The organism is Nisaea sp. (genome assembly GCF_040217065.1).
Classification (GTDB): domain Bacteria; phylum Pseudomonadota; class Alphaproteobacteria; order Thalassobaculales; family Thalassobaculaceae; genus Nisaea.
Map to the genome: position 1 here is coordinate 102,006 of NZ_JAVJNX010000009.1, position 14,733 is coordinate 116,738.

A 14,733-nucleotide genomic window follows, 5' to 3' on the forward strand; every position below is an offset into this window, starting at 1 on the left:
ACCGGCAGATTGAGCCGACGGCACCCACGGAAGCTTGCGACGCCGATAAACTGGGAAACCAGAAGACCAATACGCCCATTCGGGCAGGAGGATTCTATGACTGACCTTGAAGTGTATCTGTCCGGCGAAATTCACACGGACTGGCGTTCTGAAATCGAAAACGCGGTGAACGCGGCGGAATTGCCGATCGTGTTCACTGCGCCGGTGACAATTCACGAGAACAGCGATGATTGCGGCGTCTCTATCCTGGGCAGTGAGGAAAAACCTTTCTGGGCGGATCACAAGGGCGCCAAGGTCAACGCCATCCGGACCCGGACCCTGATCGAACGCGCTGACATTGTCGTCGTCCGGTTCGGTGACAAGTACAAGCAGTGGAACGCGGCATTCGATGCTGGGTATGCGGCCGCTCTCGGCAAACCGCTTATCGTGCAGCATGATCCGGCTCTGACCCATCCGTTGAAAGAAGTCGATGGCGCGGCGCTCGCCGTTGCCGAAACACCGGCGCAGGTTGCTGAGATATTGCGCTATGTGGTGACTGGGAAACTTTAAGATAGAGCTGTCAGTCGATTGAAGCATATAGGTATTGTTGGATGCTCGGCTGAAGGCGCAGCGCTCTGTTACCGAACGATTTGTGCCGAGGGAGCCGCGCTGCTGGGGCCGCATCGCCACCCGGAAGTCTCGATGCATACGCCGACTCTGTCGGCCTATGTCGATTGCCTCGATGTCGGGGACTTAACCGGTGTCGGTGAGCTGATGCTTGAATCAGCACGCCGTCTTGAACGCGCCGGCGCGGATTTTCTGATCTGTCCGGACAATACGATTCATCAGGCCTTCGGCTATGTCACGGAACGCTCGCCCCTGCCCTGGCTGCATATTGCCGAAGAAGTCGCGGCACTTGCCGGCGAGCGGCAGTACCGGAACATCGCTCTTCTCGGCACAAGATGGCTGGTGGAGAGTGATGTCTATCCGGAGAAACTGGATCTGCGCGGCATCGGCTGGTCCCGCCCGGCGTCGGACGAGATAGCCGAAATCGACAGGATCATCATGGAAGAACTCGTTCCGGGCCGTTTTCTGGCCGAGTCGGTTACCTATTTCCAGGGACTGATAGACCGCATGAAAGAGCGCGGGGCGGATGCGGTCTTGCTTGGCTGCACCGAAATCCCCCTCATCATCAGCGATGAGAACAGTGTTCTGCCGACACTCGATTCGACGCGGACGCTCGCGAGAGCGGCCTTGCGTATGGCGGTCGTCTGACTCTGGTATTTATCTATGGTCCGAAAACCAAACGCGCCGCTTTGCAGCGACGCGTTTCGCAGTGTTCGGATGTAGGGGGAAATTATCCGAAGGTAATGTATTCGGCCCAGATCTGGTCGAGCTGACGAAGGGTTGCTGTCGCATCCTCCATGCCACGCACCAGTTCACCGCGGCCGCTGGTGAATTCGGTGTGACGTGCCTCAAGCTCGCGGAGCCGGGCAACAATGTCGCGCCCCTTGGGGGATAGCCTCAGGCGCACCGAGCGACGATCATGTGCTGCGCGTTCCTGCTCCAGATATCCATATTCCGTCAGTTTCTTGACGTTGTAGGAAACGGTTGAGGCCTGATAACCCTTGCGATGGATGAGATCGCGTACAGGGATTTCTTCCTCGCCGATGCCAACGAGCATCAGCGCCTGCGATGGATTGACGTTGTTGATGCCCATGGATTCGAGCTCGACGCGAACGACGTCAAGATACCGTCGGTGCAATCTGTCGAGCATCGCGGTCAGTTCCTGATATCCCGACCGCACCGTTTCGGCGGATGCGCCAATGCCGATATCAGCGGTATCGATCTTCAGAGCAGAGCGTCGAAGGGTCTGTACGGTCATGGTTTGTCTCCGCATTGCAAGAGCATGTGCTTTCAAACTGATACTATTCCATCAAAAAGGTTTCTATTTGTAAAGTACAATCATCAATAGACGTTACGAATGGCTGTCACATAAAAGTATGCAGGTCTATTGTTCGGCTAATATGCTGATTTCCCTCTAAAAATTGAAAAGAAATTCATGACAAAAAGAGTCGCCCTCTTGGTCGGCCGGTCACTCGCCGAGGAATTTTTCCGGATCGGCAGCAGATAAAAGAATCGACGCAAGCGGCAGAGCCGCAATTGACCGGCACGGGGACTCCACGACTATAAGGGGGAGCATCCGATGCAGAGCGCCTCGTCTCAGAGCCCTGTCGATCGGCATCCGGGGGGACACATTGGAAGTGCAAATGACTGACTTGGCAGGGACTGGCACCAGATATATCGACAGCTATTACGGCCGGACTGTGAAGGCGCCGGCCGCGCGACCTGCAATGACCCAGGATGTTGATTGCGATATCTGTGTGGTCGGCGGCGGCATGGCCGGTCTTGCGACAGCCCTCGGCCTGGCTGAGCGGGGGAAAAGGGTGGTCGTCCTCGAGGCGCGCAAGGTGGGCTGGGGAGCTTCCGGCCGGAATGGCGGCTTCGTCAGTGCCGGATACAGCCTTGGCATTGATGACATCGAGGCCCGCATCGGCCGGAAGGATGCGGATGATCTTTTCCGGCTGACACTGGACGCGCTCGCCCTGATCAAGGCACGGATTGAACGGTACGGGATCGACGCCGGCCCGATGCGGGATGGCATCATGAAGGCGTCCTGGTACCGGAATGCCGACGGGCTGAAGATCTATGCCGAAAAGATGCGCGACAGGTTCGGCCGGGCGCTGGAGTTCAAGTCCCGTGAAGAGATGCGGGAGCTGTACCAGACGACGCGCTATCATGAGGGATTGCTGGATTCTGGGGCTTTCCAGTTTCATTCCCTGAATTTCACCAACGGTATTGCCGACGCATGCGTCAGTCATGGTGCCATGATTTACGAGGATTCCCCGGTTATCCGGATGAACCTGGCCGGAGAGAAAAAGCGGGTCCATACGGCGACGGGTTCCGTGACCGCGAACCAGGTGGTGATCTGCTGTTCCGGCTATATCGGGAAGCTGCATCCGAAACTTGCCCGGGCCACCCTGCCGGTCGGCACCTATGTGGTCCTGACCGAACCGCTCGGCGACCGGCTGCAGGGCGCCATCCGGGCACCCTACGGGACGTCGGACAGCCGGATCGCCAATGACTATTACCGTGTTTTGCCCGACACCCGGTTGCTTTGGGGCGGACGGGTCAGCTCCAATCTGTCACCGCGGAACCTGGAGCAGAAGATGATCGGTGACATCCTGCATATCTATCCCCAGCTCGCCGGGATCCGGGCCGAAATCGCCTGGCCGGGGACCATGGGGTACTCGGTGCACAAGATGCCTCAGATCGGTCAGCTGCAGCCTGGCGTCTGGTACAATCAGGGATATGGCGGGCATGGCATGTGCGCCACCACGGCAGGAGGCGAGGTCGTAGCGAAGGCGATTGCCGAGGGAGACGAGACCTACAAGCTGTTTGCGCCTTTCGGTCTCGATTTCGCCGGAGGTCCGCTTGGCCCGCTGATCGCGCAATGTGCCTACTGGGGCTTCCAGATTCAGGACCGATGGCAGGCTTGGCGCTCGAACTGAGATTGCCGCGCAAGCGGCGGATACAGGACGGGCGAACGCCCTGTCATCTTGGGTTCCGGAACCTTCACCAAACCGGAACCGACACCATGAGCAGAAAACGTTACCTCGCCCTCGAAACCGAAACCGCCCGGCATTACCAGAATGGCGGTCTGGACGCGAACGGACACAAACCGGAAACCCGCGTCTCCGACGGCGGCAGCATTCCCTGCCGGCATTGCCTGCAGCATGTGGCGAAAGGGGAAGAATTCCTGGTTCTGGCGCACCGGCCCTTCCCCGCGCCGCAGCCCTATGCCGAAACCGGGCCGATCTTCCTGCATGCAAAAGAGTGCGCCCGGTATGGCAGGGAGCAGGCCGTACCGGAGATGTTCCTCGGCTGGGAGCGGATCATGCTGCGCGGATACGACCGCGACGACAGGATCGTCTACGGCACCGGCACAGTGGTCGGCACGGATGAGATAGAGACGACAGCCGACAGGATCCTTGAGAACCCGGATGTGGTCTTCGTCCATGCCCGGTCGGCGTCAAACAACTGCTTCCAGTGCCGGATCGAGCCGGCCGAGTAAGGCCCGGCCATCATAGCGCCGGATGCAGAGGAGCAGATGCGCCTAGGCCATCTGCTCCTTCACTTTCAGGAATTTGATCTTCGGCCAGTTCTCTGCCGTATGCTGCAGGTGCCAGCCGTTGCGGGCCATGAAAACCGGCATGTTGTCGTGGTCGTCGCCGAGATCGCCCGGATTGGCGTCGATGAATTTCTTCAACTCGGCCGGATCGTCCGCATCCAGCCAGCGGGCCGTATGCAGGCTGGCTGTCTCGAAACTCACCGGCACGTCGTATTCGGTACGAATCCGGTCGGCCAGCACTTCGAACTGCAGGGCACCGACCACGCCGATGATCCAGCTGCCGCCGATCCGTGTCTTGAAGGCTTTTGCCGCGCCCTCTTCCGCCAGCTGGACCACGGCCTTGTCGAGATGCTTGGCCCGCAACGGGTCGGTCGGCCGAACCCGTTGCAGCAGTTCCGGGGCGAAGCTCGGGATGCCGTTGAACTGCAGATCCTCGCCCTCGGTCAGCGCGTCGCCGATGCGCAGGTTGCCGTGGTTCGGAATGCCGATGATGTCGCCGGGCCAGGCTTCGTCCGCGATTTCACGGTCCTGGGCCAGGAACATGACCGGGTTGTGGATGTTCATGATCTTGCCGCTGCGGATATGCTTCAGCTTCGCGCCGCGCTTGAAATGACCGGAGCAGATCCGGGCGAAGGCGATGCGATCCCGGTGTTTCGGGTCCATGTTCGCCTGGATCTTGAAGATGAAGGCGGAGACCTTCTTTTCTGTCGGCGTCACTTCGCGGGATTTTGTTGCCTGCGGTCGCGGCGACGGGGCGTAACGGGCGACACCGCCCAGCAGTTCGCGAACGCCGAAATTGTTCACCGCACTGCCGAAATAGACCGGTGTCATATGGCCGCCGAGGAAGGCGTCCGGATCGAAATCCGGGCACAGTCCGCGTGCCATTTCCACTTCCTCGCGGAGCTGGGTGGCCGCTGCTGCCGGCAGGAGCTCGTCCAGCTTCGGATCGTCCAGTCCGTTGCAGGTCAGGCCCTGGTCCGGCGCATCGTGGCTGCCCCGATCCATCAGGATCAGCTTGTCGTTCAGCAGGTCGTAACAGCCCTTGAAGCTTTTCCCCATGCCGATCGGCCAGCTCGCCGGCGTCACGTCGAGAGCCAGTTTCTGCTCGATCTCGTCCAGCAGCTCGAAACTGTCGCGGGCCTCGCGGTCCATCTTGTTGACGAAGGTAATGATCGGCACGTCGCGCAGGCGGCAGACCTCGAACAGCTTCAGGGTCTGTTCCTCGATACCTTTCGCACCGTCGATCACCATGATGGCGCTGTCGACGGCGGTCAGGGTCCGGTAGGTGTCTTCCGAGAAATCCTCGTGGCCCGGTGTGTCGAGCAGATTGAAGGTATTGTTGCCGTAATCGAACGTCATGACCGAGGAAGCAACGGAGATTCCGCGCTCGCGTTCGACCTTCATCCAGTCGGAATGGGCACGCCTTTGCTGCCCCCGCGCCTTTACGGCACCGGCCAGCTGGATTGCCCCCCCGAACAGGAGAAGCTTCTCGGTCAAGGTGGTCTTACCGGCGTCCGGATGCGCGATGATCGCGAAAGTGCGCCGGCGCCCCACAGCATCGTCTAGGGAACTCATCAAACCGCCCAAGAATAAGGAACGCCGTGTATATAAAGACTTTGTCGGATCAATCCAATAGATGATCCTGATCGTCAGCCATGCGGAGTGTGGAAGCGGGATGAATAGGCAACCAGGAGCCCTCAACCTGATAACCGATGTTCCCGGCCTCTCGGTCGGCAACGCGCATGACGAACGGCTGCGGAGCGGTGTCACGGTCCTGATCCCGGACGGCGACATGATCGCGTCCGTTGACGCGCGCGGCGGCGGGACCGGTTCGCGCGAGTTTGACCTGCTGCGCCCGGAAGCGACGGTCCAAAGCGTGAATGCGATCGTGCTAAGCGGCGGTTCCGCGTTCGGGCTCGATGCCGCGGGTGGCGTTATGGCGGCCTTGCGCGACAAGGGAATCGGATACCGGGCCGGCGCCGCGATCGTTCCCATCGTTCCGGCGGCGATCCTGTTCGATCTCAATAATGGCGGGGACAAGGTCTGGGGATCAGAATCGCCCTACCCCACACTTGGCCGTTCGGCCTTTGCCGCGGCAGCGGGAGATTTCACGCTCGGCAATGCCGGTGCCGGTTACGGCGCGAATGCAGGCGGTTACAAGGGCGGGCTTGGCAGTGCCTCGGTGCTCGTCACCGACGACGGCCCGACAGTCGGCGCGCTGGTGGCCGTCAATGCAGTCGGTGCCCTCACCCATCCCGTATCCGGCGCTTTCTTTGCCTGGGATTCGGAGATCAATGCGGAATTCGGGGGCATCCTGCCGGTCGCGGAGGATCGCGGCAGCGCCGTGCGCATGCCGAAACTCAGCGGTCCGGGGGAAAACACCACCATCGGCATCGTGGCGACTGATGCGGCACTCACAAAGTCACAGTGCAGGCAGTTCGCCGTGATGGCGCATCAGGGACTGACGCGCGCGATCCGGCCGGCCAATACACCGTTCGACGGAGATATTGTGTTCGGAGTCTCTACCGGCATGCGGCCGCTGCTGGATCCGGCACGGGAGTTGGCGGTGCTTGGCGCCCATGCTGCGGATTGTCTCGCCCGCGCGGTTGCCCGCGGTGTCTTTGAAGCCGAAAGCCAGAGTGATTCCGTCAGCTATCGTGAAAAGTTTGGCTTCCCATGCCCGACACGCTGAAAAGGCCCGGCCACAAGATCACCATCCGCACCTTGTTGCTGCGCGATATCGGCGGGTTGTTCCTGATCGCTCTTGGTGCCGTTCTGGCTGTCACGCTCTATTTCGGCAATCAGGGCGGCCAGGCGGTGATGCGGGAAAACGCGAATGGCACCATCGGCGCGATCAAGAAGACATTGAGCGGGCATTTCAATCCGGCACTGAAAGCGGCGGAAATGGTCGGCCGCCGGGCGATGCCGGCAGGACCGCCGATGAGCGCCACCGTACAGGAGATGGCGAAAACGGCGATGTACCTGCATCCGCATATTCGTGCAATGGCCCTGATTTGGGATGGTGGCCATATGGAATGGATCGCATCGGACGGGACAACGGGCTCCCGCGCTACCTCTGCCGGCTCGGTCGAAGGTAAGGCTGTCGCTGAAGCGCGCCTGATCGGCGGGTCTTACCTGGCTGCGCCAATCTACTCGGAAGATGCGGGACTGACCCTGTTGAGTGCGCGCAGTCCGGTCTTTGACGATGAGGGCCATTATCTTGGCGTTGCGGCCGCGGCAATTTCTCCCCTCGATATCTCCGTGTTTCTCCGCGACGTCGAGATCGATGGCGGTGCCGTCTTCGTGCTGGATGAGAATGATCGCCTGCTCGCGCATCCGTTTTTAACGGATTCCAGCCTGCAGGCGCTGATGTCCCGGGAAAAGCCACTCCTGAACGCAACGGAGCTTGGCGATCCGGTTCTGGCCGCATTACTGGACCCGAAACAGCGCGAGACCGGAACGCTTGATGAAAATACAGGTGCCGAATTCTGGACCGCGACGGTCGGCGGAACGGAATATGTCGCGCTCGCGCAGAGAGTCGCCGTGGCGCATGACAACCTCTACACGGTCGGTGTGTATCTGGACCTGGCGGCAACGAGCTATGCCGATATGGTGCGCTACCTGACCTATGGAGCGGTTGCCGGACTGCTGGTGATGGGCCTGGCGATGCTCCGCCTCAGGCAACTGGCCGAACGCATACGGCAGCCGGTTACGGAACTGGCGTCCGCATCGAGCGCTGTAGCACGGCTCGATCTGGAAACAGTCCCCGAGATCGGCGGCAATCCGGTTCGCGAATTCGATGAAGCGGCCGGCGCCTTCAATGCGATGATCGCCGGTCTCACACAGTTCAGGGTCTATGTACCGCGCTCACTGGTCATGGCAATCATGCAAGAGCGGGAAATTCGCGGCGTGTCGTCGGTCGAACGTGAAATCACCGTTCTGTTTACGGACATCGTCGGTTTTACCGGCATCACGCAGAAATATCCGCCGGATCAGGTCGTCGCGCTGCTGAACGAGCATTTCACCCTGATGAGCCGCGCGATCGCGGCCGAGGGCGGTAATATCGACAAATATACCGGTGACAGCGTGATGGCATTCTGGGGCGCCCCGGCCGCCCGCCCGGACCATGCTGCAGCCTGCCTCCGGACAGCGCGGCAGATTGCCGGTCTTGTCCGCGCAGACAACCTGAAGCGAATCGAGCGTGGCCTCGAGCCGATCCATATCCGGATCGGGATTGCGACAGGACCGGCGATTGTCGGAAATATAGGCGCGCCGGACCGGATCAACTACACCATCATCGGCGATGCCGTGAACGTGGCCAATCGGCTTGAACAACTGGGCAAACAGGTTGCGCCCGACGCCGATGTCTGCGTTCTCGTTGCCTCGGAGACTGCGGCGTCATCAGGCGCCCCGGCTGACCTCGCCGATGTCGGACTGTTCGAGTTGCGGGGCCGAACCGGTGCCGTTCAGGTCTTCCGGCTGGGCCTTGAGCCGGCGAAGGCTGGGCAGACATCTCCCTTGTAGAGGAGGTCCTCAACCCGCATTCGCGTCTTCCTTGTCACATCGGCTAAGCTTTCCTTCAGGCGGCGCAAAGACATCGCCGGGGAGGAAGCAAAAATGAAGATAAAATCAGTCGACGTCATTCCCTTGCAGATACCGTTCGAGGACGGAAGCGCCGGGACCGGCCTGATGCCGACCAAATGGACCACGCTCGACATGGCGCTGGTCCGGATCGAGACCGAAGACGGTATCGTCGGCTGGGGCGACGGGTTCGCCTATTCCTGCCAGCGGGCGACGGCTGCGGCGATCGAGGATATGGTTGCTCCCCTGCTGATCGGGCGCGAGATCGACGACGTTCCGGCTCTGAATGCCGAGCTGCAGCTGCGCCTGCATCTGCACGGACGCTATGGCATCACCATGTTCGCCATATCGGCCGTCGATATCGCGCTCTGGGATATCGTGGCGAAGTATGAAGGGGCATCGCTGTCGCGATTGCTGGCGGTGCGGCCGAAAGCGACGCTGCCGGCTTATGCCAGCCTGGTGCGGTATGCGGAGCCGGATCTCGTCAAATCCTTCGCGGCGAAAGTCGTCAGCGAGGGATACAAGACCGTCAAACTGCATGAAATCGCGCTGGAGGCCATCGAGGCCGGGCGTCAGGGCGCGGGCCTCGGGACCAAGCTTGCCACCGATGTGAACTGCAACTGGTCGATTGAGCAGGCGCACGAAATCATGCCCCACATGCGGCGGCTCGATCTCTACTGGGTGGAGGAGCCTGTCTTCCCGCCGGACGACGAGGAGACGCTGGGAATGCTGCAGTCGGAATATGGCGTGGCCATTGCCAGCGGCGAGAATGCCTGCACCGCGGTCGAGTTTGCCCGCACGGCGCCTTTCATCAAGTATCTGCAGCCGAGCGTGACCAAGGTTGGCGGCGTCAGCGAGTTCCTGCGGGTGTGCGACGTGGCCGAGGAGTACGGCGCGTCCGTTATGCCCCACGCGCCCTATTTCGGTCCCGGATACTGGGCAACGATCCAGATCATGGCGGCGCGCGAGATCTGCGAGCAGTTCGAGCATCTCTACATCACGCCGGAGGCCTATCTGGATCCGGCGATACCGTTGCCCTCAGGCGGCGAGGTTCAGGTGCCGGACCGTCCGGGCATCGGTTTCGAGCCTGACCCGGACATGATCACACGCTTCCGGATCTGACCGCGCCGCAGGACAGTCGGCCCTCAGAGGTCTTTCGCCCGCTCTCGCAGGACGAATTTCTGTATCTTGCCGGTTGAGGTCTTGGGTAGGTCGCCGAAGACGATGGTTCTCGGTGTCTTGAAGGACGCCATGTGCTTGCGGCACCAATCCATGACCTCCGCGGCGCTTATCTCCCCGGCGCCGGGCGCGGCGGTAACGAAGGCACAGGGGGTTTCGCCCCATTTCTCGTCCGGCTTGGCGACCACCGCAGCCTCCATGATCTTTGGATGCTTGTAGAGCACCTCCTCCACCTCGAGGGAGGAGATGTTCTCGCCACCGGAAATGATGATGTCCTTTGACCGGTCCTTGACCTCGGCATAGCCGTCGGGGTGCAGAACGGCGAGATCGCCGGTCCGGAACCAGCCGTCGGCCAGCGCCTCGGCCGTTGCTTGCGGGTTTTTCAGATATCCCTTCATTACCGTGTTGCCGCGCAGGCAGAGCTCGCCGATGGTCTCGCCGTCTGCCGGCACGGCCTTGCCGGTATCCGGATCGCTCACCCGCATGCCCTCAAGGGTTGGGTAATAGACGCCCTGCCTGGCCATGCGCCGGGCCTTCGCATCCAGCTCGAGCGTGTCCCATTCCGGCGGCCAGGCACAGATTGTTGATGGGCCGTAGGTCTCCGTCAGGCCGTAGAGGTGAGTGACGGAGAAGCCCATCGTCTCCATGGCGGAGATGACAGCGCTCGGCGGTGCGGCACCGCCGGTCGCGATGTTCACCCGATGGGAGAACGCTCTTTTCTGTTCCGCCGGTGCATGGATCAGCATGGTCAGGACGATCGGGGCGCCGCACATGTGAGTGACACCATGCTCGGCAATCTGCGTGAAGATTTCGGTAGGGTCGACCTTGCGCAGGCAGACATGGGTGCCGCCAACGGCGGTGACGCCCCAGGTAAAGGTCCAGCCGTTGCAATGGAACATCGGCAGGGTCCAGAGGTAGCGGCAGCTTGATGTCAGGCCGAAGGCAATGGCGTTGCCCATGGCGTTCAGGTACGCGCCGCGATGGTGATAGACCACGCCCTTCGGGTTTCCCGTCGTCCCCGAGGTGTAGTTGAGCGACATGGATTGCCACTCATCCGACGGCCTCGGCCAGTCCGGCGCGGGCTCTCCCTCGGCAAGCAGTTCTTCATATTCCTTCTCGCCGAGCGGCATTCCGCCCTCGGCCAGCGGATCGTCGATCCAGACCACCGGCGGCGGATTGTCGATCTGCGCCAGTGCCTGCTCCATGACCGGCGCGAATTCCTTGTCCACCAGGATCAGCTTTGAGCCGGCATGGCGGAGAATAAAGCCGATGGTCGCGGCATCGAGGCGGGTGTTGATGGCGTTCAGCACCGCGCCTGCCATGGGAATACCATAATGCGATTCGAGCATTGCCGGGGTATTGGGGGCGAGCACCGAGACCGCGTCCCCCTGACCGATGCCACGCCTGCGCAGGGCATCGGCTAACCGGCGGCACCGGTTCAGGAAATCGCCGTAGCTCCGGCGCAGATCGCCGTGAATAATGGCGGCTTTTTCGGGGAAAGTTGCGCCCGCACGCTCCAGAAAGTCGGACGGCGTCAAGGCCGCATAGTTTGCCCGATTTCTTTCAAGTCCCGTTTCAAAGATCGACATGACCGTCCGCAAATGTTTCCCTGTCCGAATTGTGGGACATGGTTTCGTTGTTTCGACAAACCGTCAAGCGAACCGAACCAATGTTCTTACCCGCACCACGAGACCGAAACAGAACGGACCCTGGAGCCGGACTATGACCCAGATCGATATTTTCTCTGACGTGATTTGCCCATGGTGTTTCATCGGTAAACGACGTCTGGAACGGGCATTGAAGGCGCGGCCGGTTCAGAACCTGTCCATCCAGTGGCGGGCGTTTCAGCTGAACCCGGAGATGCCGAAGGAGGGCATGGACCGTCAGGCCTATCTGGAGAACAAGTTCGGCGGACCCGACCGGGCGGTCCAGATCTATGACAATATCCGCCGCACGGGCGATGCCGAGGGTATCGATTTCCGCTTTGACCTGATCAAACGGACACCAAACACGGTCCTCGCCCATCGCACCATCAATCTGGCAACCGCGATGGGAACGGCGACGTCCGACGCACTGGTGGAGCGCATGTTCATGGCCTATTTCACCGAGGGCGTCGATATCGGGGAGATCGACAATCTGGTGGACCTCGCAGCACAGTCCGGCATGAAACCGGACGATACCCGCGAATGGCTCGAAAGCACCGGCGGCAACAGCGAGGTCATGGCCGAGACCCGTTTCGCCTATGAAAACGGCATCAATGGCGTGCCCTGTTTCATCTTCAACCGGCAATATGCGGTATCCGGCGCGCAGGAGCCGGAAGCCTTTTTCCCGCTGTTCGACCTCGACGGCTCGGACGATAATACCGTGGTCGCCAACCAGGCCTAGTTTCCGAACACCTTCTTCAGGAGGTCCGTGGAACGGGCGATGGGATCCGTCCTGATCGCCTTCTCCTCGATTGCGAGATAGTGGAACAGCCCGTCCAGGGCCTTGCCGACCACATGTGTCGACAGCTCGGCTTTGGCATCCGGGACGAACGGTATCTTCGCATATTGCCCGACAAAGGCGTCGTAACTCTTCACCACGCCCACCTCGGCCATGCTGCTTTTCACCACCGGCGTAAAGCGCGCCGTGAGGCTGTCGCCGGTCCGTTGCCGGAACCAGTGGGTGGCGGAATCGTCCGGGCCCTCGTAGATGGCTCTCACGTCCTCAAGGCTCATGGACGAAATGGCGTCGGCGAATATGGCCCCGGCTTCCGGTGCCGCGGCTTCAGCCGCCCGGTTCATTCTCAATTCAAGATCGTCGGCCAGGGAGCCAAAGCCGCCGGTATCAAGGATCTTGCGGGCGTTCTGCAGGCTGCCCGGCAGCGGAATGTGGATGGCCTTGTCGCCGAAATATCCGTTTGCGGCGCTGAGCTGGGAGACGATCCTGCGGGTTCCGACGCTGAGCGCCTCTTTCAGTCCGGCAGAGATGGTCTCGTTGCTCAGACCGGCGGATCCCACCTGCCCGGTGCCGCCGAGGGATTTCAGATGCCCCTTTGCCGAGCCGAATAAATCTGTTTGTGCGCTGACCGTGCTAGCCGTGAGCGTGGTGGCCAAAAGAGCGGATGCTCCGAGGAACTTCCGGCGGGAAAACAGTCGGGCAATCTTTGCCATGGTGTCTCTTTGCTGTTGGGGCGTCGGATTCTCATCGGTACCAAGTCCGTGATATTGTCCGGGCTCATGATACTTTTGGCTTTGGCGATTGTGTTCGTCAGATATGACAAAACCATTAAGCGGATCGGGCGATGCTTCAACTCAGGCCTAATTGCGAGCTTTGCGACCGCGATCTGCCGCCGCAATCCGGCGATGCGCGGATTTGTTCCTATGAATGCACCTATTGCGCGGCCTGTGTCGAAACGGTGCTTTTCAATGTCTGCCCGACCTGCGGCGGCGGTTTCGTGCCGCGCCCGATCCGCCCCCTGAAGGCCTGGCGGCCGGACAGGATGCTTGGCCTCGCGCACCATCCGGCATCGGAGACGCGGGTCCATTCGAAGTTTGAGCGGGCCGAAATCGATGCCCATGTCGCCCGGATCAGGGATATCCCGCCCGCCGAGCGCTGATCGCAAGACAGCCTAGGAACCCGTCCGGAAGTGCTCCTGCCAGAGGATGGCGTTGGCCGCCTTGCGGTGCTCGACCTGTACCAGGGCCTCCTCGATGGTGCCCGCGTCATCTGCCGTGCCGTCGCTTCCCAATCGGCGTAGACGTTCCGTGTACCAGGCCGTGACACCTCCTGGCGGAGTGGAAGAAAAGCGCGGAAAAACAGGATCTTCTCCTGACTTTTTCAACCATATTTCGGGGAGCGCCGGATTGAGTGCCAGCGGTCTGGCCAGTCCGACCATGTCGACCGCCCCGGACGATAGCGCCCTTTCCGCTTCCGCCCGTCGCTTGAACCCGCCGGCCGTCATCAAGGGCTTGCCGGTGCGGGCGCGGGCCGAGCGGGCAAAATCGACAAAATAAGGCCCGCTTCTCGTGCCGTCGCTGGCCGGCGCCGCACCCGGGAAATAGGCACCGCCGCTGATATCGATGAGATCGATTTCGGTCCGGTCGATCATGGCGACCAGATCCAGAGCCTCCGGCGCCTCCATGCCGCCGGCAAGCTGATCGGTCGCGTTGATTTTGACGGCCACCGGGAAATCCGGGCCGACAGAGGCGCGGACCGCAGCAATGATGTCGATCAGCAACCGGGCCCGCCGTTCCGGACTGCCGCCCCAGCGGTCTGTCCGGCGATTGAACAGCGGTGACAGGAACTGGTTGAGCAGGAAGCCGTGCGCTGCATGCACTTCCACGCCGGTAAAGCCGACGGTGCGGGCATTCACCGCTGCCTGCGCATAGGCTGCGGGAAGCGCTTCGATCTCTTCTGCGGTCATTTCGACGGCATGGATTCCCGAGACGTCGAGCGCCGACGGGGCTTTTGCCGGACCGGAGACGGGCACCGCGAGGGCGCCGGCATGGCCAAGCTGGGCCCAGAAATGTGTGTCATTCGCTGTCGCCGCAGCTGACAGAGCACGGAAGTTTTCTTCATTCTGAAGCGGTTCGAGGATCAGGTTTCCATAGTTTTCCGGCGCCCACGGACCAATCTGGACCTCGCCGACCAGAGACAGGGCCGCGCCGCCATCCGCCCAGAGCCCGTACAGCCTGCGCTGCGCGTCGGTCGGGCCGCCACGGCCGTCACCGAGATCGTCGGACATGGCAGCCTTGGCGATGCGGTTCTTCAGAACCGCGCCGCAGGGAAGATGTAACGGTCTGTCCAGCATCCGGGCATCC

At 61.3% G+C, this 14,733-nt stretch carries 14 protein-coding genes; 9 read left to right on the plus strand and 5 right to left on the minus strand.

What is annotated here, in order from left to right:
* Positions 1-96 precede the first annotated feature (96 nt).
* Positions 97-549 (plus strand): YtoQ family protein, encoded by a 453-nt coding sequence (locus RH950_RS12765; RefSeq protein WP_350057306.1) that lies wholly within the window; start codon positions 97-99, stop codon positions 547-549.
* A gap of 18 nt (positions 550-567) precedes the next feature.
* The gene (locus RH950_RS12770; protein ID WP_350057308.1) at positions 568-1,254 is read left to right on the plus strand and encodes an aspartate/glutamate racemase family protein; all 687 of its coding nucleotides are present in this window, start codon (positions 568-570) and stop codon (positions 1,252-1,254) included.
* Between the two features lie 82 nt (positions 1,255-1,336).
* On the opposite strand, the gene RH950_RS12775 is transcribed toward RH950_RS12770, so the two are convergent.
* Positions 1,337-1,864: a MarR family winged helix-turn-helix transcriptional regulator gene (locus RH950_RS12775; RefSeq protein ID WP_350057310.1), complete on the minus strand. Its 528-nt coding sequence runs from the start codon at positions 1,862-1,864 to the stop codon at positions 1,337-1,339.
* A gap of 385 nt (positions 1,865-2,249) precedes the next feature.
* Between RH950_RS12775 and RH950_RS12780 the strand changes: the two genes are divergently transcribed.
* A complete protein-coding gene (locus RH950_RS12780; RefSeq protein WP_350057312.1) occupies positions 2,250-3,551 on the plus strand; it encodes an NAD(P)/FAD-dependent oxidoreductase in 1,302 nt (433 codons plus the stop codon).
* 86 nt (positions 3,552-3,637) lie between these two features.
* Positions 3,638-4,114 carry a DUF1203 domain-containing protein gene (locus RH950_RS12785; RefSeq protein ID WP_350057314.1) on the plus strand — a complete coding sequence of 159 codons (477 nt, stop codon included), beginning with the start codon at positions 3,638-3,640 and terminating at the stop codon, positions 4,112-4,114.
* 42 nt (positions 4,115-4,156) lie between these two features.
* Here RH950_RS12785 and RH950_RS12790 read toward each other — a convergent pair whose 3' ends face one another.
* On the minus strand, positions 4,157-5,746 hold the full coding sequence (locus RH950_RS12790) for a peptide chain release factor 3 (protein WP_350057316.1): 1,590 nt from the start codon (positions 5,744-5,746) through the stop codon (positions 4,157-4,159).
* A 100-nt stretch (positions 5,747-5,846) separates the two neighbouring features.
* Between RH950_RS12790 and RH950_RS12795 the strand changes: the two genes are divergently transcribed.
* From RH950_RS12795 to RH950_RS12805, 3 genes are all read left to right on the plus strand, one after another.
* Positions 5,847-6,863: a P1 family peptidase gene (locus RH950_RS12795; RefSeq protein WP_350057318.1), complete on the plus strand. Its 1,017-nt coding sequence runs from the start codon at positions 5,847-5,849 to the stop codon at positions 6,861-6,863.
* Positions 6,848-8,695: an adenylate/guanylate cyclase domain-containing protein gene (locus RH950_RS12800; RefSeq protein ID WP_350057320.1), complete on the plus strand. Its 1,848-nt coding sequence runs from the start codon at positions 6,848-6,850 to the stop codon at positions 8,693-8,695. The genes RH950_RS12795 and RH950_RS12800 overlap by 16 nt, the downstream gene beginning before the upstream one ends.
* A gap of 93 nt (positions 8,696-8,788) precedes the next feature.
* On the plus strand, positions 8,789-9,874 hold the full coding sequence (locus RH950_RS12805) for a mandelate racemase/muconate lactonizing enzyme family protein (RefSeq protein WP_350057322.1): 1,086 nt from the start codon (positions 8,789-8,791) through the stop codon (positions 9,872-9,874).
* A 23-nt stretch (positions 9,875-9,897) separates the two neighbouring features.
* Here the strand turns inward: RH950_RS12805 and RH950_RS12810 are convergent, their stop codons facing one another.
* Complete coding sequence (locus tag RH950_RS12810) at positions 9,898-11,520, minus strand: acyl-CoA synthetase (protein ID WP_350057324.1); 1,623 nt, start codon at positions 11,518-11,520, stop codon at positions 9,898-9,900.
* A 133-nt stretch (positions 11,521-11,653) separates the two neighbouring features.
* Between RH950_RS12810 and RH950_RS12815 the strand changes: the two genes are divergently transcribed.
* A complete protein-coding gene (locus RH950_RS12815) occupies positions 11,654-12,316 on the plus strand; it encodes a DsbA family oxidoreductase (protein WP_350057326.1) in 663 nt (220 codons plus the stop codon).
* Here the strand turns inward: RH950_RS12815 and RH950_RS12820 are convergent.
* Positions 12,313-13,083 (minus strand): DUF4197 domain-containing protein, encoded by a 771-nt coding sequence (locus RH950_RS12820; protein WP_350057328.1) that lies wholly within the window; start codon positions 13,081-13,083, stop codon positions 12,313-12,315. The genes RH950_RS12815 and RH950_RS12820 overlap by 4 nt on opposite strands.
* A gap of 131 nt (positions 13,084-13,214) precedes the next feature.
* Between RH950_RS12820 and RH950_RS12825 the strand changes: the two genes are divergently transcribed.
* Positions 13,215-13,529 (plus strand): DUF1272 domain-containing protein, encoded by a 315-nt coding sequence (locus tag RH950_RS12825; protein ID WP_350057330.1) that lies wholly within the window; start codon positions 13,215-13,217, stop codon positions 13,527-13,529.
* 12 nt (positions 13,530-13,541) lie between these two features.
* On the opposite strand, the gene RH950_RS12830 is transcribed toward RH950_RS12825, so the two are convergent.
* Entirely contained in the window at positions 13,542-14,723 is a 1,182-nt protein-coding gene (locus RH950_RS12830; RefSeq protein ID WP_350057332.1) for an oxidoreductase, read from the minus strand.
* Positions 14,724-14,733 lie beyond the last annotated feature (10 nt).

Excerpts from the sequence above, each read along its gene's own strand:
- RH950_RS12805 (WP_350057322.1), top strand. The coding sequence starts at position 8,789 with ATGAAGATAAAATCAGTCGACGTCATTCCCTTGCAGATACCGTTCGAG.
- RH950_RS12830 (WP_350057332.1), bottom strand. The coding sequence starts at position 14,723 with ATGCTGGACAGACCGTTACATCTTCCCTGCGGCGCGGTTCTGAAGAAC.
- RH950_RS12785 (WP_350057314.1), top strand. The coding sequence starts at position 3,638 with ATGAGCAGAAAACGTTACCTCGCCCTCGAAACCGAAACCGCCCGGCAT.
- RH950_RS12790 (WP_350057316.1), bottom strand. The coding sequence starts at position 5,746 with ATGAGTTCCCTAGACGATGCTGTGGGGCGCCGGCGCACTTTCGCGATC.
- RH950_RS12795 (WP_350057318.1), top strand. The coding sequence starts at position 5,847 with ATGAATAGGCAACCAGGAGCCCTCAACCTGATAACCGATGTTCCCGGC.
- RH950_RS12810 (WP_350057324.1), bottom strand. The coding sequence starts at position 11,520 with ATGTCGATCTTTGAAACGGGACTTGAAAGAAATCGGGCAAACTATGCG.
- RH950_RS12780 (WP_350057312.1), top strand. The coding sequence starts at position 2,250 with ATGACTGACTTGGCAGGGACTGGCACCAGATATATCGACAGCTATTAC.
- RH950_RS12825 (WP_350057330.1), top strand. The coding sequence starts at position 13,215 with ATGCTTCAACTCAGGCCTAATTGCGAGCTTTGCGACCGCGATCTGCCG.
- RH950_RS12775 (WP_350057310.1), bottom strand. The coding sequence starts at position 1,864 with ATGACCGTACAGACCCTTCGACGCTCTGCTCTGAAGATCGATACCGCT.
- RH950_RS12800 (WP_350057320.1), top strand. The coding sequence starts at position 6,848 with ATGCCCGACACGCTGAAAAGGCCCGGCCACAAGATCACCATCCGCACC.
- RH950_RS12815 (WP_350057326.1), top strand. The coding sequence starts at position 11,654 with ATGACCCAGATCGATATTTTCTCTGACGTGATTTGCCCATGGTGTTTC.
- RH950_RS12765 (WP_350057306.1), top strand. The coding sequence starts at position 97 with ATGACTGACCTTGAAGTGTATCTGTCCGGCGAAATTCACACGGACTGG.
- RH950_RS12820 (WP_350057328.1), bottom strand. The coding sequence starts at position 13,083 with ATGGCAAAGATTGCCCGACTGTTTTCCCGCCGGAAGTTCCTCGGAGCA.